Origin of the sequence: Streptomyces sp. NPDC050504 (assembly GCF_044458065.1) — a bacterium.
Taxonomy (GTDB): domain Bacteria; phylum Actinomycetota; class Actinomycetes; order Streptomycetales; family Streptomycetaceae; genus Streptomyces.
In genome coordinates, this window is sequence record NZ_JBITHO010000008.1 from 269562 (window position 1) to 293848 (window position 24287).

Genomic DNA, 24287 nt, shown 5'->3' on the forward strand with positions numbered 1-24287 from the left:
TCCGGTCATGGACGAGTTGCGCGAAACGGATGTCTCCCTCCTGTTCGAAGCGGTGCGCACGGGCGACGAGGACGAGGTGGTGCGGCTCCTGCGCACGGGCGTGTCCGCGAGCGCCGCGGACGACGAGGGGCACACCGCGCTCTACCACGCGGCGCTCGCCGACCGGCCCGGCATCGTACGGCTGCTGCTGGCGTCGGGCGCCGACCCCGACCTGCTGTGCGGCCCCGAGGCCGACGACCTGCCGCTGTGCGCCGCGGCCGTCGGCGGACACACCGCCGCCGTACGGGCGCTGCTCGCGGCCGGCGCCCGCCCCGACCGGCGGGAAGGGTTCGGTTTCACCGCCATGGCGTGGGCGACCCAGCTGGGGCACACGGGCGTGGTGGAGGCCCTTTTGGAGTACGGCGCCGATCCGAACCTGGCACACAGCGGCGTACCGCCCCTGGTGCTGGCCGCACGGCGCGGTTCCCTGGGCTCCGTACAGGCACTGCTGCGGCACGGCGCGAGGTCCAGGAGCGAGGCGCTGGCCGAGGCGCGGCGGTGGATCGGGGCGGACGTCGAGGCGGAGCTGCGGCGCGGGCTCCTGGAGCAGTACGGGGGCGATCCGGCCTTCACGACGGTGACGCGGCGGGTCCAGGAGTGCGGCGGAGTGACCGTCGTGGTGGAAGTTCTGCGGGACGGCGAGCCTTTGGCCGGAAATGAACAGCAGACGGGGCACGGAGCCATCGCAACCGTCCTGGAACGCGAGACGGGCACCCAGACTCCGTACGAGGAGCTCGCCTCGCGCGCCCTGAGCCTCGGGGACCCCGACGTCGACTGCTGGGCGGAGTCCGTGGACACGCTGTGGCAGCGCGGGGACGAGGAGACGTTCCAGGCAGCGGTCGCCTGGTGCGCGAGCGACGATCCGCTGCGGCAGGCGTTCGGCGTGGACGTGCTGGCACAGCTGGGCATGCTCGGCGGGGAGCGGCCGTTCGCCGCGCGCGCCCTTCCGGTGCTGCGCGAGCTGGCGCGCGAGCCCGGGGTGCGGGAGCTGACCGAGGCGGTCGTCGCGGCGCTCGGCCACCAGTGCGATCCGTCGGCGATCCCCGACATCCTGCGCCACGCGGACCATCCCGACGCGGAGGTGCGGGTCCGGGTGGCCGTCGCCCTCGCGGGCCTCGTGCCGGGCGACGGGACCGAGGCGATCGGGGCGCTGGTGGCGCTCACCCGGGACGGGGACACCTCCGTGCGGGACTGGGCGACCATGGCGCTGGCCGGGGTGGACGCCGACACGCCGCTGATCCGCGAGGCGCTGGCGGAGCGGCTGGAGGACCGGCACGCGGACACCGCCGCGGAGGCCGCGCGGGGGCTCGCGATGCGGCAGGACCCGCGCGCGGTGGACGCGCTGGCGCGGATCCTGGCCGACGGCGAACCGGAGGGATACGCCAGGGACACCGCGCTGGAGGCGGTGTCGCACCTGGCGGACGAGAAGGTCAGGCGGTGGCTGGAGCGGACCTTGCCGAGGATCGGCCGGTCGTACTGACGGCGGGGCGGAGGGGCGCGGCGGAGGGACGCGGCGGAAGGCCCGGACAGGGGCGCGGGGCTTTCCGCCGCGCCCGAGCGGGCCGGTCGCTCAGCAGCCGTGGTTCACGAGGCGGAACGAGGCGTAGTGGTCGGCGGTGTAGTAGTCCTCCTGGACCCGCTGGCCGGTGACGATGCGCCGCGCGCCGCGCGTGGGCGAGCCGGGGGTGATGACGGTGTACTCGTGGTAGTAGCCGGAGGACTGGCCCGGCAGGACGCCTTCGCGGTTCCTGAAGACCGTGCCGTCCTGGTCGTACGGGAAGGGGCCGCCGGACTCGATGAGGTCGAGCGTGTCGTGGGCCTGGGGCGGCAGTGCCGAGTAGCAGACGTTGCCGACCGCCTTGACCGCGACGGTGAGGGAGGCCGTGGGGGCGTGGTTCGCGGGGGCCGCACCGGCGGCGGCGACGGGGCCGCCGACGAGGAGGGTGGCGGCGAGGGCCGCGATCGAGCCGATGGCTGAGATACGTGGGGGGATCCGCATGCGCACCATCATGACGCGCGTAGACATGTCCAGGTCAAGGCAACTCCCTTGAGTTCTCTGCCTGTTAACTCCGCCCCTATCCCGCTTAACGGGACCTCGTCCCGGCGTTCACCCGCCTCCGGGCACTCTCCCCCGCGCGTTCGCCCCGCCTCCCACACCGGGCGTAGGGTTCGGGACCATGATCGAACCGGACTTCCTGCGCGCCACCCGGACCTTCTACTCCACGGTGGCGACCGACTACGCCGACCGCTACCGGAACGTGCTCAAGGACAGGCCCTTCGACCGGGCGCTGCTCACCGGCTTCGCCGAGACGGTGCTGGCGGCGGACCTCGGCCCCACGGCGGAACTGGGCTGCGGACCGGGCGAGGTGACGGCCCATCTCCACGCGCTGGGCCTTCCGGTGTTCGGGGTCGACCTGTCGCCGGAGATGGTGGCGCTGGCACGCCGGGACCACCCCGAGGTGCGCTACGAGGTCGGTTCGATGACGGACCTCGACCTGCCGGACGGGGCGCTCGGCGCGATCGTGGCCTGGTACTCCGTCATCCACACGCCACAGGACCGGCTGCCTGCCCTCTTCGCCGAATTCCAACGCCTGTTGGCACCCGGCGGCGAACTGCTCGTCGCCTTCCAGGTCGGCGACGAACCCCTGCGCGTCGCGGAGCCGTTCGGCCACCCCGTCTCGCTCGACTTCCACAGGCTCCGGCCCGACCACATCGCCGAGCTGCTGCGCGGCGCCGGGCTCGCCCCGCACACCAGGGCGGTACGCGAGGGCGAACCGGCGCTGCTGGAGTCGACGCCCCAGGCGTACCTGATGGCCAGGAAGCCGGCCGAGGGCACCGGGAACACCGGGAACACCGCAGGACTCGCCTGAGGCATCAGGTCAACGCCCGTTGAGCACCTCCACCAGCTTCCGCGCGAACGCGGCGGGATGGCTGCTCGTGCCCGTGTGGCCGCCGGGGAAGACCACCGTCTCCGTGCCGAGCAGCCGCGCCAGTTCCTCGACCGGGCGCCGGAGCGTCTGCTCCTTGGAGTCGCGCCCGCCCGCGAGGACGAGGCGCGCCGGGCCCGCGGCGAGCGCCGCCGTGTCGGGGACGTACGCGGAGAACTGCCGCAGTTCGCGCTCCAGGAAGAACGGCATGTTGGCCATGACCCGCTCCATCACCTCGGGCGGGTAGGGCAGCTCCCCCTCCCCGAGTTCCCGGTCCGTGGCCGGCAGTTCCGCCCCGACGCCCGCGCCCATCACCGTCATCGCCGCGCCGAGCCCGTCCTTCCGGTAGGCGGCCACGACCCGGGCGAACAGCGCCTCGTGCCGCTCGGCGTCCGGCAGCACGCCCACGGTCTGGGGCTCGTGCGCGACGACCGTGCGCAGCCGCTCGGGGTGCCTGGCCAGCAGGTCGAGCGCCACGATCGCGCCCGAGCTGGCGCCCAGCACGCTGACCGGCTCCCCGTCGGGGGCGACCTCCTCGATCAGCCGGTGCACGTCCTCGCTGTGCTCCTCGACGCGCTGGTCGGCGACCGGCCCTTCGAGCGCGCTGCGGGAGTGGCCGCGCGGATCGTGGGCGACCACGGTGAAACGGTCGGTGAGCCCGGCGGCCAGCCGGTCGAACACGGCCGCTTCGCCGCCGCCCCCGGGTATCAGCAGCAGGACGGGCCCGGTTCCGCGCACCTCGTAGTGCAGGGTCGCACCGTCCACCTTCAGCTCAGGCATCCTCGTTCTCCTTCGGTTCGGGCGCCCCGCACTTCCCCGGTTCGGGCGCCCCCGGCTCTTTCCCGGCCTCCGACGGCCAGTTGGTCAACAGGAAGTGCAGCGACTCGACGATCCGGTCCCAGGATTCGGATACGGCGCGCGGATGGCCGAAGCCGCCGATCGCCTCCAGGCTGACGTAGCCGTGGAAGGCCGAGCGCAACAGCCGTACCGCGTCGGTCCGGTCGGGGTCGCCCAAGCCGTACGAGCGCAGCATTCCGTCGATCAGTTCAAGGGTGCGGCGCACGGCGTCGGACGACGCGGCGACCGCTGGGTCGAGCTGGATCTGGGTCGCCGCGTAGCGCCCCGGGCGCTCGTGGGCGAAGTCGCGGTACGCGCCCGCGAACGCCGCCAGCGCGGGCCGTCCCGCCCGGTCCGCCATGGCGGCCTCAATCCGGTCGACCAGGTCGCGGGTGGCGATCAGCGCGACCCGGGTGCGCAGCTCCCGCACGCTCTTGACGTGCGAGTACAGGCTCGCGTCCCGGACCCCGAAGTGCCGGGCGAGCGCGGACATGGTGATGCTGTCGAAGCCGATCTCGTCGGCCATGTCCGCGGCCGCCTCGGCCACGCGGTCCGCGTTGAGCCCCGCACGCGCCATCCGCCGTCGCCCCCCGTACCGTCGCGCACCAAAACCTAGGACCCCTAGGTTTCGCACAAGATACCGAGGAAGGGCGCGGCGGTCGCGGGATTAAACCTCCGGAAGGGACGGGCTGGACGGCCTGGATGGGCCGGGCCGGAAAGGGCCGGGGTCAGACCTCCGAGGGACCCCGGTGCGGTTCGCCCCGCTGCGGGACCGGCGCGCTCCGCGGGGCCGCGCCGTGCAGTGCCGCGATCTGGGAGCGCGAGGTGAAGCCCAGTTTGGTGAGGATGTGCTCGACGTGGGAGTCGACGGTCCGCTTGGAGACGACGAGCTTGCCCGCGATCTCGCGGTTCGTCAGCCCCTCGCTGACCAGTGCGGCGACCTGCCGCTCGCGGGGCGTGAGCCCGTCGGCCGGGCCCGAGCGCTGGGACGGCACCTCGGGCGCGGTCGCCGTGTCCTGGGCCAGCGCCGCCTCCACCGCCGCGTCGAGCGTCAGCAGCCCGCCCTCCGTGTGCGAGGCGTGGTACCCGTCGGCGCCCAGCGCGGCGCGCGCCTCCCGCGCCGCCGTGTCGTGCAGATCGTGCAGGAAGGGAACGCCGAACCTGGCCTCCTTCACAGCACGGCGCCACAGGGCGTCCGCGGCTCCCTGGAGAACGGCCACCCGTTCGAAGTGCCGCAGGGTCGCCGCGTACCAGGCGAGTCCCTCCAGGCAGTGGGCCACGCCCATCACGTCCCGCAGGGCCGCCTTGTGGCGCATCGCCTCGCGGACGCACTCGACGGAAGCCTCCGCGTTGCCCTGGAGCCACAGGCCGACGCTCTTGACCCACAGCGCCCAGCTCCGCGACCAGGACTCCGCGGGGTGCACCTCGTTGCGGGACAGCGAGTCGTCGCACCACGCGATGCCCTTGTCGAGGTTGTCCTCCATGAAGAGCATGAACCCCGCGTAGAACCCGATCATTATCAGGCCGCGTTCGTCGCCGAGCGCCATGAGCTGGGCGCGCACCTGGTCGAAGTCGTCGGCGCAGCCCTCCAGGTCGCCCGTGAAGTAGCGGCGGTGGGCCTGGAAGGACAGGGTCCACGCCCGGCCCGAATCGTCCCCGATGCGGTCGGCGATCCCCTCGGCCTCCCGCAGCAGGCCCTCGTTGTTGCCGCGCTCGCCCTGGATGTCCATGTACCAGCTGGTCAGCCAGAGGGCCCTGACCCGGGCGGGCGAGTCCTCGGGGTACCTGTCCAGGGCCCTGCGCAGCCAGTAGCGCCCCTCGGTGAGCAGACCGGTGCAGTGCCAGAAGCCCCACAGGGCCGTCGCCATCTCCAGCCCCGCGCCCCCGGGCACCGGGGCGTCCCCCGAACCCTCCGGACCGGCCCCGCTCGGCACCGGGCCGGACACGGGAACGGGGCTGCCCTGCGCAGGGGCCGCCGTGCAGTACTCCAGCGCCGTACGGAGGTTGGCCTTGTCGCGCACCAGGTTGCGCAGGAGCGGCAGCTGGGCGTCGGTCGTCCACAGCAGGTCGAACTCGCGGGCCGTGTCGAGGAAGTGCGCCAGGTGCCGCTGCCTGGTCCGCTCCTCGTCGCCCGCTTCCGCAAGCTGTTCGAGGCCGAACTCGCGGATGGTGTCGAGCATGCGGTACCGGGTGCCGTCGGGGGTCTCCACGCGCAGGACGACGGACTTCTCGACCAGCCCGATGAGGGATTCGAGCACCTCCTCCACGGGAAGCTCCTCGTCCGCGCAGACCGCCTCCGCGGACTTGAGGGTCAGTTCCCCCGCGAAGACGGCAAGCCGGGCCCACAGCACGCGCTCCGGCTCCGTGGACAGGTCGTGGCTCCACGCGATCGCGGTGCGCAGCGTCTGGTGCCGGGGCACGGAGGTGCGCCGCCCTCCGTTGAGGGTGCGGAACCGGTGGTCGAGACGGGCCAGCATCTCGTCGAGCGACAGGACGCGCAACCGCGACACGGCCAGTTCGATGGCGAGCGGGATGCCGTCGAGGCGGCGGCACAGGGCGAGTACGTCGGCGCGGTTGTCGTCGCCGAGCGCGAAGCCGGGGACGGCCGCCACGGCCCGGTCGGCGAACAGCAGCACCGCGTCCGAGGGTTCGCTCTGTGCGGCGCCCGGCAGTTCGTCCGGCACCTCCATCGGCGGCACGGGCAGCACGTGCTCGCCCGGCACGTCGAGCGGCTGCCTGCTCGTCGCGAGGATGCGCAGTTTGGGCGCGGCGCGCAGCAGTTCGTCGCAGAGCAGTGCGCACGCGTCGACCAGGTGCTCGCAGGTGTCCAGGATGAGCAGGACTTCCTTGTCCTCCAGATGGTCCGCGACGATCTCGATGGCGGGCCGCGCGGACTGCTCGGGCAGGTCCAGTGCGGTGGCGACGGTGTTCGCCAGCAGTTCGGGGTCCGCGAGCGCCGACAGCGGCACCAGGTGGACGCCTCCGGGGAAACCCTCCTTGGCCTGGTGGGCGGCGCGGATCGCCGTCCGTGTCTTGCCGACCCCGCCGGGACCGTGGAGCGTGACGAGCCGGGCCCGTCCCAGCACATCGGCGAGTTGGGCCAGCTCACGGCGTCGGCCGATGAAGTTCGTCGTCTCGGCGGGCAGCTCTCCGGCCGCGCGACGGGCGGGGTGGGGGCTCATGAGGGGAGGGCGCTCCAGGTGGTCGGCGGATGGTCCACGGATGCGGCGCAGGCTAGTGGCCTGCCCGTACGGGCACCGCTGATTCGCCGGAGAACCACTCGTTGGGGGCGAGTTCCTGGGATAATCACCCCGGTCGCGTCCGGCGGGCTCATGATCCGGTTCGGACCACGCCTGTTTTCGGGCTTCCGCTGTCTTCGGAGTTTCCGCTGTCTTTGGAGCTTCCGCTGTGTTCGGGCTTCCGCGTCGCCTCCGCCGGGGCCCTCCCTCCGTACAGCGGGGCCGCCCCCTCGGTATGCCCAGTGCGCCGACGAGGCCTACCGAGAGCGCCTCGCGCCTACCGAGACCGCCCCGCCGCACGCTCTAGGTACCCCGCGCCCGGTCAACGCCCGTACGCGCATCGGGCATCGTGCCGACGCGGCGCGAGAGGTCCGCGCGGGAGGCTGTGCAGTGAGCGGGGAACCGGCACGGCGGACGGGAGCGGCGCCATGCACAGCGGACGCGACGCGAGCGGGGCGTTGATCGGGAGGGCACTGCTGCTCGACGGGATCGAGCGGCTGCTGGAAGGTGGCCGGGTGGTCACCCTGACCGGGCTGCCCGGCGTCGGCAAGTCGCGCCTGGCCAGGGAGACGGCCACCAGGGTGGCACGGAGGGGCCGGGAGGGGGCGCGCCGGAGCGCCACGCACGTGGTCGACCTGGCCGGGCTGCGCGACGGACGGCTCCTGCCCCATACGGTGGCGGCCGCCGTCGGTGTACCGACGACTACCGAACGCCCCATGCCCGAGGCGCTGTTCGACGCGCTGGGCGGCAGCGGCCTGCTGCTCGTGCTCGACAACTGCGAACACCTGGTGGCGTCGTGCGCCCGGTTCGCCGCCGACCTCCTGCGCTCCTGTCCGGGTGTCGCGCTCCTGGTCACCAGCCGTACGCCGCTGCGCGTCGCCGCGGAACGCATGTTGAGCGTGGCGCCGCTGACGGAGAGCGAGGCGGTGGCCGTGTTCACCCGGTACGCCCGCGCGAACGACCCCTCGTTCGTGGCCGACGGGCACGACGAGCAGTTGGTGCGGGGCATCTGCCGCCGCCTCGACTGCCTGCCGCTCGCCCTGGAGCTGGCCGCGTCCCAGCTCCAGCACCGCACGGTCGAAGAGCTGGACCACGACCTCGACATGGGCCGCGATCTGCACCGCCCCACCGCCGCGCCGGTCAGCCCGCACCACCACCGGTCCCTGTGCACGGCGCTCGGCCGAAGTCACGAACTGTGCGCACCGGCGGACCGGTTGCTGTGGGCGCGGCTCTCCGTGTTCGTGACGGGGTTCACCTCCGATGACGCCGTGGCGGTGTGCGGGGACGCGGCGCTGGCCGACGTTCCCGGACGGCTGGCCAGTCTCGCCGAGTCCTCGCTGCTGACCGGCCGCGCGGAGAAGTTCTGGCTGCCGGTGACGGTCCGCACGTACGGCGCGGCGCGGCTGCACGCGCTCGGGGAGAGCTCGACCATAAGGGCGCGGCACCTCGCGTGGCTCGCGGGCAGGGAGGAGTAGCGGAGCCCTTGTTGAGGGTGGGTACATCCGGCCCCGATAGGGGGCTGGTACACCCGTACGGGCCGGTACGACGCCTTTCGGCAAAAGAACATCACAGGCACGCGTGGCTGAATACTCTTCCGGCAGACCGCGCAGACCATCCTGGCCGGACAGCCGTCGGGCCGCTGCCGGCACCAGCCCGGAAGGCCCTGATGCCCGCCGAACACCGCTCGCTGCACCCCCTGACCGAGACCGTCGGCGTGCTCCGCGTCCGGACGCGCCGCATCGGACCTCGGGGTCGGCCTGGACGGGCGGGCGGCGATCTGTACGGGGCCGTCGACACCCCCTTCGGTGCGCGATTAGTCATGGGGGACGTGATGGGCCACGGCCCGGGAACCGCCGGACGGGCCGCGACCGTTCTGCGGGCCTGGCGTGATCTCGCCGCGCACGAGGAAACGCTGGAAGGGGTCGCGGTACGGCTGCACTCCCTGATCGCCTCTTCGGCCGAACCCGACCGGTTCGTGACCGCCACGCTGGTCGGCATCAGGCCGGACGGCACCGGCGACCTGGTGTGCTGCGGGCATCCGCCGCCCCTCCTGATGCGCGGCCGCTCGGCGGTGTGCGCGGCGGTCCCCGCGCCCGCGCCGCCGCTGGGTCTGCTGGACCTGGACGACGGGTGGTGCGCGGCGGGCTGCATACCCGCGGGGGCGTGGGACCGGCTGCTGCTCTACACCGACGGGGTCAGCGACGCCACGGACGCCGCCGGGACCGCCTACCCCCTGGCGGAGTGCGCCGCGCCCCTGGTCGACCGTCCGCTGGACGCGTTCGTGGAGGAGGTGGCCACTGACCTGCTGCGGCATGCGGGCGGGCGCCTGCGGGACGACGCGTCGCTCCTGGCGGCGGAGCTGGACGGCCGTCCGCGGGGGCGGTGAGGGATGCCGCGGGGCTACGGGGCGTACGGACTCCCGTACCGCCGTACCGCCGTACCGCCCTACCGCCCTACCGCTACAGCGGCGGTTCGTCGTGCAGTCTTCGCAGCCACCGCGCCACATCTGCGTCGCCCGCTCCCGCGAGGCTGCCGCTCAGCGCCTCGGGGAACAGCCGGCCCCAGGAGCGGGCCCGGTTGAGCGCGCCGAGGCGGCAGGCGAGGCTCACGGCGCGGCGCAGCTCGCGCGGCGAGCGGCCGTCCGCCGTCCACGGTTCGAGGTAGGCGTCGCGGAGCCGGGGCAGCGCTTCGGTACCGAACCGCACGCGGGCCGTGCGGGCGGTGACGAGCATCGTCGTGAAGGGGTGCGCGACGGCCGCGTCGCCCCAGTCGAAGAAGGTGTAGCGGCCGGGCGCGGGGCTGAGGATCTGGTTCTCGTGCAGGTCGGAATGGTCGAGTGTGTCGGGGACGCCGAGCGCGTCGAGTTCCTGGCACCACTCCAGGATGCGCGGGCGCAGCAGGTCGAGCGCCTTGCGGTCACCGTCGCCGAGCGACGTGTTGGACTCCACGAGCCCGTCGAGGAGGCCGGGCAGTTGGGCGGTGCGGGCGCCCGGCACGCCCAGCGCCTCGATCTCGTCGGCGTACGGGGCCAGGGCGCGCTGCGCCAGCGCGTACTGCCGCATGGCCTCCGCCCAGTCGTCGAGACCCGCCTCTCCGGTGTCGAGCCGGTCGGCGAGGAGTTCACCGCCGTGCGGGAGGAGGGACCAGCCGTGTGCGGCGTCGACCGCGATCGGGCGCAGCACGTGGTCCGGCACCCAGCGGGCGAGGGCTTCGCCGAGTCCGGCCTCGAAGGCGGAGGCGGCCGGGTTCGCCTTGCACCACACGGGCTCGCGCCCTTCGACGGGCATCCTGACCAGGACGGACCACGGGCGTAGGCGCACGGTGCGCCCGCCGGTCTCGCGAAGCCCGTGCGCGGTCAACGCCTGTTCCGCCCAGGACAGCAGGGCGTCCCGCCAGGCGGGGCGGTTCCACGGGGTCGGGACGTCGGCGTAGTCGCCGTACTCGACGGGCAGATCGGTGCCCGGGGCGGCGGCCGCTCCGGTGTCCACGGCTGTTTCATCGCGCATCGCGCCATCCCAGCACGGCCCCCGACCGCTTCGCCAACCTCTTTTCGATGCCCTGCCCGGAGCCCGGCCTCAGCGCGTTCCGTACACCGGTCGCGGCTCGTCGGACCGTGCCAACAGGTCGCGGGCGGCGGCGCCCGCGGCGGCCGGGGTCCAGCGGGCGCCCTTGTCCGCGGTGGGACCGGGGCGCCAGCCCTCCATGACGGTGATCCGCCCGGCCTCGGCCTCGAAGACCCGGCCGGTGACGCCCGCGCTGTCGGCCGAGCCGAGCCAGACGACGAGCGGGGAGACGTTCTCGGGGGCCATCGCGTCGAAGGCGCCCGCGCCGGGCGCCGCCATCGTCCCGGCGAAGGTCTGCTCGGTCATCCGGGTGCGGGCCGCCGGGGCGATGGCGTTGACCTGGACTCCGTACCGCCCCATCTCGGCCGCCGCGACCAGCGTCAGGCCTACGATCCCGGCTTTGGCCGCCGCGTAGTTGCCCTGACCCACGCTGCCGAGCAGCCCGGCCCCGGAACTGGTGTTGACCACCCTGGCCTCGGTCCGCCGCCCCGCCTTGGCCTCGGCCCGCCAGTGTGCCGCCGCGTGTTTCAGCGGGAGGAAGTGCCCCTTGAGGTGCACCCGCATCACGGCGTCCCAGTCGTCCTCTTCGAGGTTGACGAGCATCCGGTCGCGCAGGAATCCCGCGTTGTTGACGAGCGTGTCGAGGCGCCCGAACGTCTCCAGGGCCGTATCGACCAGTGAGGCCGCGCCGTCCGCCGTGGCGATGTCGCCGCCGTGGGCCACCGCCCGGCCGCCGAGCGCGACGATCTCGTCGGCGACCCGCTGCGCGGGCGCGGCGCTGGTTCCGTCGCCCGCGGGTCCGACGCCGAGGTCGTTGACGACCACCTCGGCGCCCTCCGCGGCGAAGGCGAGCGCGTGGGCGCGGCCGAGGCCGCGGCCCGCGCCCGTCACAACGACCACGCGGCCCTCGCAGAGCCCCGTCGCACCGTTCCCTGTCACGCCGTTCCCCGACACGCTGTCTCCCGTCATGCCGTTTCCCCTTCCACTGCTTCCGCAGGCTGGTTGTTGGCGTTCGCCGCTGCCAGGAAGGCGGGGCGCTCTCCGCCCCCGTGGACCAGCAGCGACGCCCCGCTGACGTACGAGGCCCTGGGCGAGGCGAGGAAGACGGCGGCCTCGCCGATGTCGGCGGGCTCGGCGAGGCGGCCGAGCGGGACCGTCGAGCCGACGGCGGCGAGCCCCGCCTCGTCGCCGTAGTGGAGATGGGACAGCTCCGTGCGGACCATGCCGGGGACGAGCGTGTTGACCCGGACCTCAGGTGCCCACTCCACCGCCATGGAACGGGCCAGGTTCTCCAGTCCCGCCTTCGCCGCGCCGTAGGCGGCGGTTCCCGGCGAGGGGCGGGTGCCGCTGACGCTGCCGACCATCACGATCGAGCCCCGGCTCGCGCGCAGGTGCTCGTACGCGGCGACCGACGCGGTCAGCGGGGCCAACAGGTTCAGCTCGACCACACGCGCGTGCCGCGCGGCGCCGCCCTGCGCCAACGGCCGGTAGGGCGTGCCGCCCGCGTTGTTGACCAGCACGTCCAGCCGTCCGCAGGCCGCCACGACCTCCGTGAAGAATTCATCAACGGCCGTTGGCATCCGCAGGTCGAGCGCGCTGAACTCGGCGTTCCGGCCGGCTGCCGCGATCGGTTCGTCCGGGGGCCTGCGGGCGCACACGACCACCCGCGCCCCGGCGCCCAGGAACGCCCGCGCGATGCCGGCGCCGACGCCCCGGGTGCCGCCGGTGACGACCGCGACCCTCCCGTCCAGTTCCATTCGCTGCTACCTTCCTGACCCAACGCACCTAACAAACGTTTGGTGGAAAGGTAGCTGATCCACTCATGGGTGTCTCCACCACAAGCCCCGAGAAGGGCGTCCGCTTCGTCACGGTCGACTTCCCGCCCGTCAACGCGCTCCCCGTCCAGGGCTGGTACGACCTGGCCGACGCCGTCCGCGCGGCCGGCCGGGACCAGGACGTCCGCTGCGTCGTGCTCACCGCCGAAGGCCGCGGGTTCAACGCGGGCGTCGACATCAAGGAACTCCAGCGCGATGCGGGCCACCAGGCGTTGATCGGCGTCAACCGGGGCTGCGCCGAGGCGTTCGCCGCCGTGTACGAGTGCGAGGTCCCGGTCGTCGCGGCCGTCGGCGGCTTCTGCCTCGGCGGCGGCATCGGTCTGGTCGGCAACGCCGACGCGATCGTGGCGTCGGACGACGCGACCTTCGGCCTGCCCGAGCTGGACCGGGGCGCGCTGGGAGCGGCGACGCACCTGGCGCGGCTGGTGCCGCAGCACCTGATGCGCGCGCTGTACTACACCTCGCGCACCGCGACGGCCGATGAACTGCACGCCCACGGCTCGGTCTGGCGGGTGGTGCCCCGCACCGAACTGACCTCCGCCGCACTGGAGCTGGCGCGCGAGATCGCCCGCAAGGACGGCGGCCTCATCCGGCTGGCGAAGGCGGCCATCAACGGCATCGACCCCGTCGACGTGCGCCGCAGCTACCGCTACGAACAGGGGTTCACCTTCGAGGCGAACCTCGGCGGGGTCGCGGACCGCGTCCGCGCCTCTTTCGGCACCAGGGAGCGCTCGTGACCGACAAGGTGATGTCCCCCGACGAGGTCGTCTCCCGCCTCAGCAGCGGCATGACGATCGGCATCGGCGGCTGGGGTTCGCGCCGCAAGCCGATGGCCCTGGTGCGCGCGATCCTGCGCTCCGGCCTCACCGACCTCACCGTCGTCTCGTACGGCGGCCCCGACGTCGGCCTCCTCGCGGCGGCGGGCCGCGTCCGCAAGCTGGTGACGGCCTTCGTGACGCTGGACTCGATCCCCCTGGAACCGCGCTTCCGCGCGGCCCGCGAGCGCGGCGCCTTCGAACTGACGGAGGTCGACGAGGCGATGTTCATGTGGGGGCTGCACGCGGCCGCCAACCGGCTGCCCTTCATGCCCGTGCGCGCGGGCATCGGCTCGGACGTGATGCGGGTCAACCCCGGCCTGCGTACGGTCACCTCACCGTACGAGGACGGGGAGACGCTGGTCGCGATGCCCGCGCTGCGGCTGGACGCGGCCCTGGTCCACCTGAACCGCGCCGACCGGCTGGGCAACGGCCAGTACCTGGGCCCCGACCCGTACTTCGACGACCTCTTCTGCGAGGCGGCGGACGCGGCGTACGTCTCCTGCGAACGGCTCGTCGACGGCTTCGGCGACGCGCCGCCGCAGACCCTGCTCGTCAGCCGCTCGTCGGTGGCCGGTGTGACCGAGACCCCGAACGGCGCGCACTTCACCTCGTGCGCACCCGACTACGGCCGCGACGAACCCTTCCAGAAGGCGTACGCGACGACCCCCTGGCCCGAGTTCGCCGCGCGCTTCCTGGCCGGGCCCGACGAGAAGTCCTACCAGTCCGCCGTCCAGGCCTGGCACGAGGAGCAACAGTGACCCCGCACCCGATGCCCCGGTCAACGGGCGTTGTCACCCGGGCCGAGTACTGCGTGATCGCCTGCGCCGAGGCGTGGCGCGACAACGGAGAGGTGCTGGCCAGCCCGATGGGACTGGTGCCCGCCGTGGGCGCCCGGCTCGCCCGGCGCACCTTCGCACCCGATCTGCTGCTCACCGACGGCGAGGCGACGCTCGTCGGCCCGGACGGCGCGGCCGAGGGCTGGCTGCCGTACCGCAGGCACCTGACGGTGGTGACCGGCGGAAGGCGGCACGTGATGATGGGCGCCAGCCAGATCGACCGGTACGGCAACCAGAACATCTCCTGCATCGGCGACTGGCGGCAGCCCGCCCGGCAGCTCCTCGGAGTGCGCGGCGCACCGGCCAACACCCTCAACAACCCGGTCAGTTACTGGGTGCCGAAGCACTCCCCCCGCGTCTTCGTGGAGAAGGTCGACATGGTCTGCGGGGTGGGCTACGACTCCGCGGCGGCGGCCGGGCCGTCCGCGAGCCGCTTCCACCGCATCCCCCGGGTCGTCTCCGACCTCGGCGTCTTCGACTTCGACACGCCCGACCGCTCGATGCGGCTGGCGTCGCTCCACCCGGGCGTCACGGTCGACGAGGTGCGGGCGGCCACGGGCTTCCCGCTGGTGATCCCCGCCGAGGTGCCGTTCACCCGGGAGCCCACGGACGTTGACCTCCGGCTGATCCGTGAGGTCATCGACCCGGCGGCGACCCGGGAGCGCGAGGTCCCGGCGTGAGGGAGGGCGCGCGGGAGACAACGCCTGATGACCCGGCGCGGTACGCGCTGGAGACGGCACTGACCGAGCTGGTCGGGGTCAGGCACCCCATCGTCCAGACCGGCATGGGGTGGGTGTCGGGGCCGCGCCTCGTGTCGGCGACCGCCAACGCGGGCGGGCTCGGCATCCTGGCGTCGGCGACGATGACGGCGGACGAACTGCGCCGGGCGGTGCGCGAAGTCAAGTCCCGTACGGACGCGCCCTTCGGAGTCAACCTCCGGGCCGACGCGGCGGACGCCCGCGAGCGGGTGCGGATCGTCGTCGACGAGGGGGTGCGGGTCGCGTCGTTCGCGCTCGCCCCCTCGCGGGAGCTGATCGCCGAACTGAAGGACGCGGGCGTGGTGGTCATGCCGTCCGTCGGCGCCCGCCGCCACGCCGAGAAGGTCGCCGCCTGGGGCGCGGACGCGGTGGTGGTGCAGGGTTCCGAGGGCGGCGGCCACACCGGGGAGGTGGCCACGTCGGTGCTGCTGCCCCAGGTGGTGGACGCGGTGGACGTCCCTGTCGTCGCGGCGGGCGGCTTCCACGACGGGCGCGGCCTCGTGGCGGCGCTCGCCTACGGGGCGGCGGGCATCGCCATGGGCACCCGCTTCCTGCTCACCTCGGACTCGACGGTGCCGGACGCGGTGAAGGCCGCGTACCTCGCGGCGACGGTCAAGGACGTCACCGTGACAACGGCTGTTGACGGGCTGCCGCACCGCATGCTGCGCACGGAGTTCGTCGCGTCGCTGGAACGGGCCGGGCGCACACGGGCGTTGGCCCACGCCGTCCGGCACGCCTTCGGCTTCAGGAAGGTCTCCGGTCTGAGCTGGTCCCGGATGGTCAAGGACGGGCTCGCCATGAGGCACGGCAAGGACCTGACCTGGAGCCAGGTCCTCCTGGCCGCCAACACGCCCATGCTGCTCAGGGCCTCCATGGTCGACGGCCGCACCGATCTGGGCGTGATGGCCTCCGGGCAGGTCGCGGGGGTCATCGACTCGCTGCCCACCTGCGAGGAACTGATCCACCGCGTCATGTCCGAGGCACAGCACGTACTCCGCACCCTTCCACCTCCTACGTAGAAGGAGCCGAGAGATGAGCACGAGCCGTACGCGAGTGCGCCCGAGGGCGGCGGCGGTACTGACCGCCCTGACGCTGGCCCTGCTGCCGGTCGCACCCGCGGGTGCCGTTTCCACGGGGCCCACGGGCGCGGTGGCCGGGGAGGGCGCCCGCCAGATCCCGCTCCAGGGCGCGGTCAACGTCCGTGACCTGGGCGGTCACCTCACGTACGACGGCAAGCGCACGCGCTACGGCGTCGCCTACCGGGCGGACGCGCTCGGCAGGCTCACCGAGGCCGACGTCGCGACGCTCGCGGGGCTCCGCCTGGGGAAGGCGGTGGACTTCCGCATCCCGCTCGAAGTCCAGCAGGACGGTCAGGACAGGCTGCCGCCCGGCGTCATCCCCGTCCCCCGCCCCGTCACGGACAACGGGCTCTACCAGCAGCTGTACGCGGCGATCGGGTCCAGGGACCCGGTGAGGCAGGAGGAGATGCTGGGCGGCGGGAGGGCGGCGGCATTCATGCGCGCCGTCTATCCGGCGTTCGTGAACGACCCGGCGAACCGGGAGCGGTTCGCGGCGACCGTGCGCGACGTGGCGGCCGGCGGGCGTGCCGTGCTGTTCCACTGCACGGCGGGCAAGGACCGTACGGGCTGGCTGAGTTACGTCCTGCTGCGCGCGGTGGGCGTGCCCGCGGCGACCGCAGAGCGGGACTATCTGGCGTCGAACGGCTACCGGGCCGCGTACGACGCGAAGGTGCGGGAGGGGCTGAAGCAGGCGGGCCTGATGCAGAACCCGGATCTGATCATCCCGCTTCAGGAAGTGCGGGACGAGTATCTGGCGGGGGCGCTCGCGGAGGTCGAGCGGCTGTACGGAGGGTTCGGGGGCTACCTGACGAAGGGGCTCGGGCTGGAGCCGCAGGTGCTGGTCGCGCTGCGCGCGAAGTTGGTGGAGTAGGGGGCACGGCGGGGTGGCGGGGGTTCCGCTGCGCGGGGCGTTCCCGAAACCCTGGCGGGGCGTAAAAGACCGCGCGGGGGGGGGGGCGCCCCCGCACCGGGGCGCGGGCCCCCCCCCGCGGGGGGGGGGGGGGGGGGGCCCCCCCCCCCCCCCCCCCCCCCCCCCCCCCCCCCCCCCCGCCCCGCCCGGGGGGGGGGGGGGGGGGGGGGGGGGGGGCGGGGCGGGGGCCCCCCCCCGCGGGGGGGGCCCCCCCCCCGGGCGGGGGGCCCCGCCCCGGCCGCGCCCCCCCCCCCCCCCCCCGCGGGAGTGGGGTGCTGTCGGCTACGCCGCAGCCCTGCGCCCGCCACCGCCGCCGGACCGACGTGCGCCGGACCGCGCACCGCCGCCCGAGGCACCAGTGCCGCGCGCCGCACCGGAACCGCGCGAACCGGCCGAAGCACCGGCGCCGCGCGAACCCGCCGACGAACCCGTGCCACGCGAACCTGCCGACGAACCGGCACCGCGCGAACCGGCCGACGTACCCGTGCCGGTCCCGCCGCCTCCGTTGCCGCCCCGCGACCCGCGGCCGCGCCTGCGGCGGCCCGAGGACTCGGGGCGCTTGGAGGGCGGGGTCGGCGCGGGCGGAGCCTCTATGACGACCGCCACGCCGGACGGCTCCCGCGCGCCCGTGAGCGTCGCCAGTTCCTCGTCGCTCGACTTGATCCGCACGGCGCGCGGCGAGATGCCCGCGTCGCTCATCAGCCGGGTCATCTCCCGCTTCTCCTCGGGGAGCACGAGGGTGACCACGCTGCCGGACTCACCGGCACGGGCGGTGCGCCCGCCGCGGTGCAGGTAGTCCTTGTGGTCCATGGGCGGGTCGACGTTCACGACGAGGTCGAGGTCGTCGACGTGGATGCCGCGCGCCGCGACGTTCGTCGCGACGAGTGCGGTGACCTGCCCGTTCTTGAACTGGTCCAGCGTGCGGTTGCGCTGCGGCTGCGACCGGCCGCCGTGCAGCGCCGCGGCCCGCACCCCGCTGGACAGCAGCCGCTTGGCGAAGCGGTCGGCGGCACGCTTGGTGTCGACGAAGAGGATGACCCGCCCGTCGCGCGCGGCGATCCGGGTGGCGACGGCCTTCTTGTCGGTCTCGTCCGCCACGTACAGCACGTGGTGCTCCATCGTCGTCACGGCGCCCGCCGACGGGTCGACGGAGTGGACGACCGCGTCCTGGAGGAACATCCGCACCAACCGGTCGATGTTCTTGTCCAGCGTCGCGGAGAACAACATGCGTTGACCGTCCGGCTCCACCTGCTTCAGCAGCGCCACGACCTGCGGCATGAAGCCCATGTCGGTCATCTGGTCGGCCTCGTCGAGGACCGTGATGGAAACCTGCTCCAGGGAGCAGTCGCCGCGCTCTATGAGGTCCTTGAGCCGCCCCGGGGTGGCGACGAGGACTTCCACGCCGCGCCGCAGCGAACCGGCCTGCTTGGTGATGGACAGCCCGCCGACGGCCGTCGCGACGCGCAGCCGCAGCGCACCCGCGTACGGCGCGAGCGCGTCGTGCACCTGCTGCGCCAGTTCGCGCGTGGGGACGAGGACGAGCGCGAGCGGCGCCTTGGGTTCGGCGCGCCGTCCCGCCGTCCTGGCGAGGAGCGCGAGCCCGAAGGCGAGGGTCTTGCCCGATCCCGTACGACCGCGGCCGAGGATGTCGCGGCCCGCGAGGGAGTTCGGCAGGGTCGCGGCCTGGATCGGGAAGGGCGCGGTGACGCCCTGCTCGGCGAGCGTCTTCAGCAGCGCCTCGTCCATGTCGAGCTCGGCGAACGACTCGACTGCGGGCAGTGCGGGGGTGATGGATTCCGGCAGCGTGAAATCACCCTGCGGCGGTGCGGCCTTTCGGCGGCCCGTGGCCTTTCCGGCACCGGAACCGGCGCCGGTGCGGGTCTTGCCCGGGGCCGTGCCGCGCCCTCGGGGCGGGCGGTTGCGAACAGGCCGGTCCTGGCGTTCGGAGCGGGTCATACGGGTTTGCCCTCCTGGGGACAGCACAAGCCGGGACCCGCACCTGTGCGGTGCGGGCCCCGGCTCTGCGAGCTAACGCGTCCTCGTCGCCGAATTAGGCGGGGAGGATGTTCTCCGCCTGCGGGCCCTTCTGGCCCTGCGTGACGTCGAAGGTGACCTTCTGGCCCTCGTGCAGCTCACGGAAGCCGGAGGTCGCGATGTTGGAGTAGTGGGCGAAGACGTCGGCGCCGCCGCCGTCCTGCTCGATGAAGCCGAAGCCCTTTTCCGAGTTGAACCACTTCACGGTACCGGTGGCCATGTCATTCTCCTAAAACTTGGGGCAGTGCCGGAAATTCACACCTCGTGAATTCCTCAGTCGCCGCATTGAGCCCCACACCGGAGAATTCCGGAAACAAATAATGCGCCTGACGAAGCATTCCGTCAGGCGCACATAAAGTCTATGGGTACCAAAACTGCAACTCGTCCAGCCTACCACGCACGCTCCGAGAGCGCATGGTAGATCAGCGTGTGTCGTACCGCTCACACGTGCCCACGGCCGTTTCAGAGGCGCTCGACGACGGTGACGTTGGCCTGGCCGCCGCCCTCGCACATGGTCTGCAGGCCGTACCTGCCCCCGGTGCGTTCCAGCTCGTGCAGCAGCGTGGTCATGAGCCGCACGCCGGTGGCCCCCAGCGGGTGGCCCAGCGCGATGGCGCCGCCGTTGACGTTGACCCGCTCCGGGTCCGCGCCGGTCTCCTTCAGCCAGGCGAGGACGACGGGTGCGAACGCCTCGTTGATCTCGACCAGGTCGATGTCGTCGATGGACATGCCGGTCTTCTTGAGGGCGTGCGCGGTCGCGGGGATCGGCGCCGACAGCATCCGTACGGGATCCTCGCCCCGTACGGACAGGTGGTGGATGCGGGCGCGGGGCGTGAGGCCGTGGTCGCGCACGGCCCGCTCGGACGCGAGGAGCATCGCCGCAGCGCCGTCGGAGACCTGCGAGGAGCAGGCCGCCGTGATCGTGCCGCCCTCCACCACCGGCTTGAGGGCGGCCATCTTGGCCAGGTCGGTGTCTCGGCGCGGGCCCTCGTCGACGCGCACGGTGCCGTACGGCACCGTCTCGCGCGCGAAGCGGCCCTCGTCGAGCGCGCGGACGGCACGCCGGTGGGAGCGGAGGGCGAAGCGTTCCATGTCCTCGCGCGAGATGCCCCACTTCTCGGCGATCAGCTGGGCGCCGTGGAACTGGTTCACCGGCGCGGCGCCGTACCGTGCGCGCCAGCCCGCGCTGCCCGCGAACGGCCCTTCGACGAGTCCGAGGGGTTCGGCGGCCTGCCGCGAGGCGAAGGCGATCGGGATCATGGTCATGTTCTGGGTGCCGCCCGCGACCACCAGGTCCTGGGTGCCGGACAGGACGGCCTGGGCCGCGAAGTGCACGGCCTGCTGGGAGGAGCCGCACTGCCGGTCGACGGTCACGCCGGGCACCTCTTCGGGAAGGCCGGCGGCCAGCCATGCCGTACGCGCGATGTCACCGGCCTGCGGGCCCACGGCGTCCAGACAGCCGAAGACCACGTCGTCGACGGCCGCGGGGTCGAGGCCGGCGCGCTCGACCAGGGCGGTGAGGACGTGTGCGCCGAGGTCGGCGGGGTGGACGGCGCCGAGGCCGCCCCCGCGCCTGCCGACCGGGGTGCGCACCGCTTCGACGACGTATGCCTCGGGCATGGCGGTCCCTCCGTGGGTGGGTTCAGGTGCGTACGGCGATGCCGTCCAGGACCATCGACAGGTACTGGCGGGCGATCTCGTCCGGGCTGTGCTGTCCGCCCGGCCGGTACCAGGACGCGGCGACCCACACCGTGTCGCGCACGAAGCGGTAGGTCAGTCTGACGTCCAGGTCCGCGCGGAAGACCTCGGCCGCGACGCCCCGTTCCAGCGTCCCGAGCCACGCCTTCTCGAACTTCTCCTGCGAGTCGGCGAGGTACTGGAAGCGCGGCTGTACGGACAGGTGGCGGGCCTCCTTCTGGTAGATCGCGACGGCGGCGCGGTGCCGGTCGATCTCCCGGAAGGACTCGGTGACGAGCGCTTCGATGGTCTCCCTGGGGCCGAGTCCGGCGGCGAGCACGGCGTCGTAGCCGTCCCACAGCTCGGTGAGGAAGGTCGAGAGGATCTCGTCGAGCATCGACTCCTTGGAGTCGAAGTGGTAGTAGAGGCTGCCCGCGAGCATTCCGGCGGCGTCGGCGATCTTGCGGACGGTGGTGGCGTTGTAGCCCTGTGCGGCGAACACCTCGGCCGCCGTGTCGAGGAGTTCGCGCCGGCGCTCGGGCACGCCCGTCACCTGGCTGTTCTTCTTGGTAGGCACCTCGCCATTCTGCGCCTACGCATGTTGGCCGCTGACCGATACGACTTCGCCGGTCATGTAGGAGGAGTAGTCGCTCGCCAGGAAGACGACGGTGTTGGCGACTTCCCAAGGCTCGGCCCAGCGGCCGAACGCCTCGCGCTCGGTGAGCTCGGCCAGCAGTTCGGGCGTGGTGACCTTCACCAGGTGCGGGTGCATGGCGAGGCTGGGCGCGACGGCGTTGACCCGTACGCCGAACGCGGCGGCCTCGACCGCCGCGCACCGGGTGAGGGCCATGACCCCGGCCTTGGCCGCGGCGTAGTGGGCCTGGCCGGCCTGGGCGCGCCAGCCCACGACGGAGGCGTTGTTGACGACGACGCCGCCCGTGCCCGCGTCCTTGAAGAGCCGCAGCGCGGCCCTGGTGCACCGGAAGGTGCCGCCGAGCGTCACGTCCAGCACTCTGGCCCACTGCTCGTCGGTCATGTCGACGAGCGTCGAGGTGCCGCCGAGGCCCGCGTTGTTGACGACGACGTCGAGCCCGCCGTGCTCCCGGACGGCCGTGTCGAAGAGCGCCCGCACCTGTTCCTCGTCGGTGACGTCGCACGGCAGCGCGGCCACCGCGTCGGCGCCGAACTCCGCGGCCAGCGCGGCGGCGCTCTCGCCGAGCCTACGGGCGTGGGCATCGCTGACCAGGACCCGGGCGCCCTCCTCCAGGAACCTGCGCGCGACCGCCCCGCCGATGCCGGTTCCGGCCGCGGCGGTGACGACCGCGGTGCGGCCCTTGAGCAGGCCGTGCCCCGGGACGTATGCGGGTGCTTCCCCCACGTCCGTACCCCTTCCGGCTTCTCGACGCCGTTCGTGGGCGTACGTTAACCTACCAAACACTTGTTAGGGAACCTGCGGGGGAGGAGGCGGACGCGCGCGATGGACCTGACGCATACCGACGAGGAGAACGCCTTCCGGGCCGAGGCGCGCGCCTGGCTGGCGGCCAACGTCCCCTCCGCTCCGCTGCCCTCCCTCGAAACGGCCGTTGGCTTCGCCGCGCACCGGGAGTGGGAGGCGCGGCTGCACGCGGACCGCTGGGCGGCCGTCTCCTGGCCCGAGCGGTACGGCGGCCGGGGCGTCGGCATCTTCGAGTGGCTGGCCTTCGAGGAGGAGTACTACGCGGCTGGCGCGCCCGGCCGGGTCTCGCAGAACGGCATCAGCCTCCTCGCGCCCACCCTCTTCGACCACGGGACCGATGAGCAGCGCGCCCGCGTGCTGCCCTCGATGGCGAGCGGTGAGGTGATCTGGGCCCAGGCGTGGTCGGAGCCCGAGGCGGGCTCGGACCTCGCGTCGTTGACCTCGCGGGCGGTGCGGACGGACGGCGGCTGGCTGCTGACGGGGCAGAAGACCTGGTCGTCACGGGCCGCCTTCGCCGACCGCGCCTTCGGGATCTTCCGCTCCGACCCGGACGCGGACCGGCCGCACCGGGGGCTGACGTATCTGATGTTCGACCTCGCCGCGCCCGGAGTGACCGTCCGCCCCATCGGCAGGCTCGACGGCAAGCCCGCCTTCGCCGAGCTCTTCCTGGACGAGGTCTTCGTGCCGGACGCGGACGTGATCGGGGAGCCGGGGCAGGGCTGGCGGATCGCCATGTCGACCACGGGCAACGAGCGCGGGCTCACCCTTCGCTCCCCCGGCCGCTTCCTCGCCGCCGCCGACCGGCTCGTGCGGCTGTGGCGCGAAACGGGTGAGGACCGGGGGCTGCGGGACAGGGTGGCGGACGCGGTGATCGGCGCTCGCGCGTACCAACTGTTCACCCGCGCCGGCGCCGCGCGCTTCGCGGCGGGCGGGACGATCGGCGCCGAGTCGAGCCTCAACAAGGTCTTCTGGTCGGAGTACGACATCGCACTGCACGAGACGGCCCTGGAACTGCTGGGCCCGGAGGGCGTGTTGACGGACGGCGCGGCGGCGGAGTGGGCGGAGGGATACGTCTTCTCGCTCGCGGGTCCGATCTACGCGGGGACGAACGAGATCCAGCGCGACATCATCGCCGAGCGCCTGCTGGGGCTCCCCCGCGGCCGTTGACCGCCGCCCGCGTCCCTCTCACCACCCGCACCCCCTCACCGCCCGCTTCCCCGCACCGACGGAGGGCACTGCCGTGAAGTTCCCGCTCACCGACGAACAGCACGCCTTCGCGCGCTCGCTCGACGCGATGCTGGCCGCGGCCGGCACCCCGGCCGCCGTGCGCTCCTGGGCGGCGGGCGATCCGTCGGCGGGCCGCGCGCTGCTCGCCCGGGTCGCCGACGCCGGTGTCTTCGCGCTCGCCGTCCCCGAAACGCACGGTGGCACGGGGCTGCTGCCCGTGGAACTGGTGGTGGCCTTCGTGGAGTTGGGGCGGCACGCCGTACCGGGTCCGGTGGTCGAGACCGTGGCGGCCGCCGCCCTCGTGGCCCGCACGGGGGACGCGGACCTCGCCAAGCGGCTGCTGCCCGGCATGGCGTCCGGCGAACTGTCCGTGACGCTCGCGGTGCTGGAGCACGGACCGCTGGAAGGCGCGGCGCCCCTCACGGCGGCGCCCCTCACGGCGGCACCCCTCACAGCGGTGCCCCTAGCGCTGGACGCCGACAGCGCCGACCTGACGCTGGTCGTGGCGGGCGGCGCACTGTACGCGGCCCCCGCCCACGGCCCCGTACGGTCCTGCGCCGATCCCGCGCGGCGGCACGCCGCGCCCGCTGAAGGGGGTGAGCTCCTGGCGGCGGGGCCGCACGTCGCCGAGGCCGCCGCGCACGCCGTGGACGTCGCCCGGCTCGTCACCGCCGCACAGTCGCTCGGGGTGGGCGAGACGCTGCTGAGCCGTACCGTCGGATACGTCAAGCAGCGCACCCAGTTCGGCACTGCCATCGGGTCCTTCCAGGCGGTCAAGCACCGCCTCGCGGACACCCTGCTCGCGCTGGAGTTCGCCCGGCCGCTGCTGTTCGGCGCGGCACTGTCCCTGCGTCCCGCCGACATCGCGGCGGCCAAGGTCGCGGCGGGCGAGGCGGCGTACGCGGCGGCCCGGACCGCGCTGCAACTGCACGGCGCCGTCGGCTACACCGAGGAGCTGGACCTCTCCCTGTGGCTGCGCAAGGCGCGGCCGCTGCGCGACGCCTGGGGAACCCCGTCGCAGTGCCGCGCGCGCGTGCTCGCCGTCTGACGCC

23 protein-coding genes are annotated in these 24287 nt (G+C 73.4%); 11 read left to right on the forward strand and 12 right to left on the reverse strand.

The annotated features are described in order from the left end of the window. Window positions 1-7 precede the first annotated feature (7 nt). On the forward strand, window positions 8-1519 hold the full coding sequence (locus ACIBNE_RS29365) for an ankyrin repeat domain-containing protein (protein WP_399276771.1): 1512 nt from the start codon (window positions 8-10) through the stop codon (window positions 1517-1519). Window positions 1520-1609: 90 nt separating this feature from the next. Here the strand turns inward: ACIBNE_RS29365 and ACIBNE_RS29370 are convergent, their stop codons facing one another. Further along, window positions 1610-2038 carry a ribonuclease domain-containing protein gene (locus ACIBNE_RS29370; protein ID WP_399276773.1) on the reverse strand — a complete coding sequence of 143 codons (429 nt, stop codon included), beginning with the start codon at window positions 2036-2038 and terminating at the stop codon, window positions 1610-1612. Between the two features lie 178 nt (window positions 2039-2216). Between ACIBNE_RS29370 and ACIBNE_RS29375 the strand changes: the two genes are divergently transcribed. Beyond that, on the forward strand, window positions 2217-2909 hold the full coding sequence (locus ACIBNE_RS29375; RefSeq protein WP_399276775.1) for a class I SAM-dependent methyltransferase: 693 nt from the start codon (window positions 2217-2219) through the stop codon (window positions 2907-2909). Between the two features lie 9 nt (window positions 2910-2918). Here ACIBNE_RS29375 and ACIBNE_RS29380 read toward each other — a convergent pair whose 3' ends face one another. The 3 genes from ACIBNE_RS29380 to ACIBNE_RS29390 form a co-directional block, all read right to left on the reverse strand. Further along, window positions 2919-3746 (reverse strand): alpha/beta fold hydrolase, encoded by an 828-nt coding sequence (locus ACIBNE_RS29380; RefSeq protein WP_399276777.1) that lies wholly within the window; start codon window positions 3744-3746, stop codon window positions 2919-2921. Continuing rightward, window positions 3739-4380 (reverse strand): TetR-like C-terminal domain-containing protein, encoded by a 642-nt coding sequence (locus ACIBNE_RS29385; protein ID WP_399276779.1) that lies wholly within the window; start codon window positions 4378-4380, stop codon window positions 3739-3741. The genes ACIBNE_RS29380 and ACIBNE_RS29385 overlap by 8 nt, the downstream gene beginning before the upstream one ends. A 151-nt stretch (window positions 4381-4531) precedes the next feature. After that, the gene (locus tag ACIBNE_RS29390; RefSeq protein WP_399276781.1) at window positions 4532-6985 is read right to left on the reverse strand and encodes an ATP-binding protein; all 2454 of its coding nucleotides are present in this window, start codon (window positions 6983-6985) and stop codon (window positions 4532-4534) included. 485 nt (window positions 6986-7470) lie between these two features. Between ACIBNE_RS29390 and ACIBNE_RS29395 the strand changes: the two genes are divergently transcribed. Both ACIBNE_RS29395 and ACIBNE_RS29400 read left to right on the forward strand, forming a co-directional pair. Beyond that, the gene (locus tag ACIBNE_RS29395; protein ID WP_399276782.1) at window positions 7471-8517 is read left to right on the forward strand and encodes an ATP-binding protein; all 1047 of its coding nucleotides are present in this window, start codon (window positions 7471-7473) and stop codon (window positions 8515-8517) included. Between the two features lie 344 nt (window positions 8518-8861). Beyond that, window positions 8862-9428: a PP2C family protein-serine/threonine phosphatase gene (locus ACIBNE_RS29400; protein ID WP_399276784.1), complete on the forward strand. Its 567-nt coding sequence runs from the start codon at window positions 8862-8864 to the stop codon at window positions 9426-9428. A gap of 73 nt (window positions 9429-9501) precedes the next feature. On the opposite strand, the gene ACIBNE_RS29405 is transcribed toward ACIBNE_RS29400, so the two are convergent. The 3 genes from ACIBNE_RS29405 to ACIBNE_RS29415 form a co-directional block, all read right to left on the reverse strand. Continuing rightward, window positions 9502-10548 (reverse strand): aminoglycoside phosphotransferase family protein, encoded by a 1047-nt coding sequence (locus ACIBNE_RS29405; RefSeq protein WP_399276786.1) that lies wholly within the window; start codon window positions 10546-10548, stop codon window positions 9502-9504. A gap of 69 nt (window positions 10549-10617) precedes the next feature. Beyond that, window positions 10618-11574, reverse strand: coding sequence for an SDR family oxidoreductase (locus ACIBNE_RS29410; protein WP_399276788.1), 957 nt, complete (start codon window positions 11572-11574; stop codon window positions 10618-10620). Next, the gene (locus ACIBNE_RS29415; protein ID WP_399276790.1) at window positions 11571-12362 is read right to left on the reverse strand and encodes an SDR family oxidoreductase; all 792 of its coding nucleotides are present in this window, start codon (window positions 12360-12362) and stop codon (window positions 11571-11573) included. The genes ACIBNE_RS29410 and ACIBNE_RS29415 overlap by 4 nt, the downstream gene beginning before the upstream one ends. A gap of 65 nt (window positions 12363-12427) precedes the next feature. Between ACIBNE_RS29415 and ACIBNE_RS29420 the strand changes: the two genes are divergently transcribed. From ACIBNE_RS29420 to ACIBNE_RS29440, 5 genes are read left to right on the forward strand one after another with little or no spacing between them, the layout of a single operon-like run. Further along, window positions 12428-13177: an enoyl-CoA hydratase family protein gene (locus tag ACIBNE_RS29420; protein ID WP_399276791.1), complete on the forward strand. Its 750-nt coding sequence runs from the start codon at window positions 12428-12430 to the stop codon at window positions 13175-13177. Continuing rightward, on the forward strand, window positions 13174-14016 hold the full coding sequence (locus tag ACIBNE_RS29425) for a CoA transferase subunit A (protein WP_399276793.1): 843 nt from the start codon (window positions 13174-13176) through the stop codon (window positions 14014-14016). Before ACIBNE_RS29420 ends, ACIBNE_RS29425 begins: the two co-directional genes overlap by 4 nt. Window positions 14017-14027: 11 nt before the next feature. After that, window positions 14028-14774 carry a CoA-transferase subunit beta gene (locus tag ACIBNE_RS29430; protein WP_399276795.1) on the forward strand — a complete coding sequence of 249 codons (747 nt, stop codon included), beginning with the start codon at window positions 14028-14030 and terminating at the stop codon, window positions 14772-14774. Then, window positions 14771-15871 carry an NAD(P)H-dependent flavin oxidoreductase gene (locus ACIBNE_RS29435; RefSeq protein ID WP_399276797.1) on the forward strand — a complete coding sequence of 367 codons (1101 nt, stop codon included), beginning with the start codon at window positions 14771-14773 and terminating at the stop codon, window positions 15869-15871. The genes ACIBNE_RS29430 and ACIBNE_RS29435 overlap by 4 nt, the downstream gene beginning before the upstream one ends. Before the next feature lie 13 nt (window positions 15872-15884). Next, entirely contained in the window at window positions 15885-16802 is a 918-nt protein-coding gene (locus tag ACIBNE_RS29440; protein WP_399276800.1) for a tyrosine-protein phosphatase, read from the forward strand. Between the two features lie 321 nt (window positions 16803-17123). Here ACIBNE_RS29440 and ACIBNE_RS29445 read toward each other — a convergent pair whose 3' ends face one another. The 5 genes from ACIBNE_RS29445 to ACIBNE_RS29465 all read right to left on the reverse strand — a co-directional run bounded on the left by ACIBNE_RS29445 (window position 17124) and on the right by ACIBNE_RS29465 (window position 21930). Beyond that, window positions 17124-18797: a DEAD/DEAH box helicase gene (locus ACIBNE_RS29445; protein ID WP_399276803.1), complete on the reverse strand. Its 1674-nt coding sequence runs from the start codon at window positions 18795-18797 to the stop codon at window positions 17124-17126. Between the two features lie 94 nt (window positions 18798-18891). After that, window positions 18892-19095, reverse strand: coding sequence for a cold-shock protein (locus tag ACIBNE_RS29450; protein WP_399276805.1), 204 nt, complete (start codon window positions 19093-19095; stop codon window positions 18892-18894). 242 nt (window positions 19096-19337) lie between these two features. Next, entirely contained in the window at window positions 19338-20495 is a 1158-nt protein-coding gene (locus tag ACIBNE_RS29455; RefSeq protein WP_399276807.1) for an acetyl-CoA C-acetyltransferase, read from the reverse strand. Window positions 20496-20517: 22 nt separating this feature from the next. Further along, window positions 20518-21129, reverse strand: a complete 612-nt coding sequence (locus tag ACIBNE_RS29460) for a TetR/AcrR family transcriptional regulator (protein ID WP_399276809.1) — start codon at window positions 21127-21129, stop codon at window positions 20518-20520. Window positions 21130-21144: 15 nt separating this feature from the next. Next, complete coding sequence (locus ACIBNE_RS29465; protein ID WP_399276811.1) at window positions 21145-21930, reverse strand: SDR family oxidoreductase; 786 nt, start codon at window positions 21928-21930, stop codon at window positions 21145-21147. A 99-nt stretch (window positions 21931-22029) separates the two neighbouring features. On the opposite strand from ACIBNE_RS29465, the gene ACIBNE_RS29470 reads away from it, so the two are divergent. Together ACIBNE_RS29470 and ACIBNE_RS29475 are read left to right on the forward strand one after the other, a co-directional pair. Beyond that, window positions 22030-23175 (forward strand): acyl-CoA dehydrogenase family protein, encoded by a 1146-nt coding sequence (locus tag ACIBNE_RS29470; RefSeq protein ID WP_399276813.1) that lies wholly within the window; start codon window positions 22030-22032, stop codon window positions 23173-23175. Window positions 23176-23248: 73 nt separating this feature from the next. Beyond that, window positions 23249-24283 (forward strand): acyl-CoA dehydrogenase family protein, encoded by a 1035-nt coding sequence (locus tag ACIBNE_RS29475; protein WP_399276815.1) that lies wholly within the window; start codon window positions 23249-23251, stop codon window positions 24281-24283. Window positions 24284-24287: the final 4 nt, after the last annotated feature.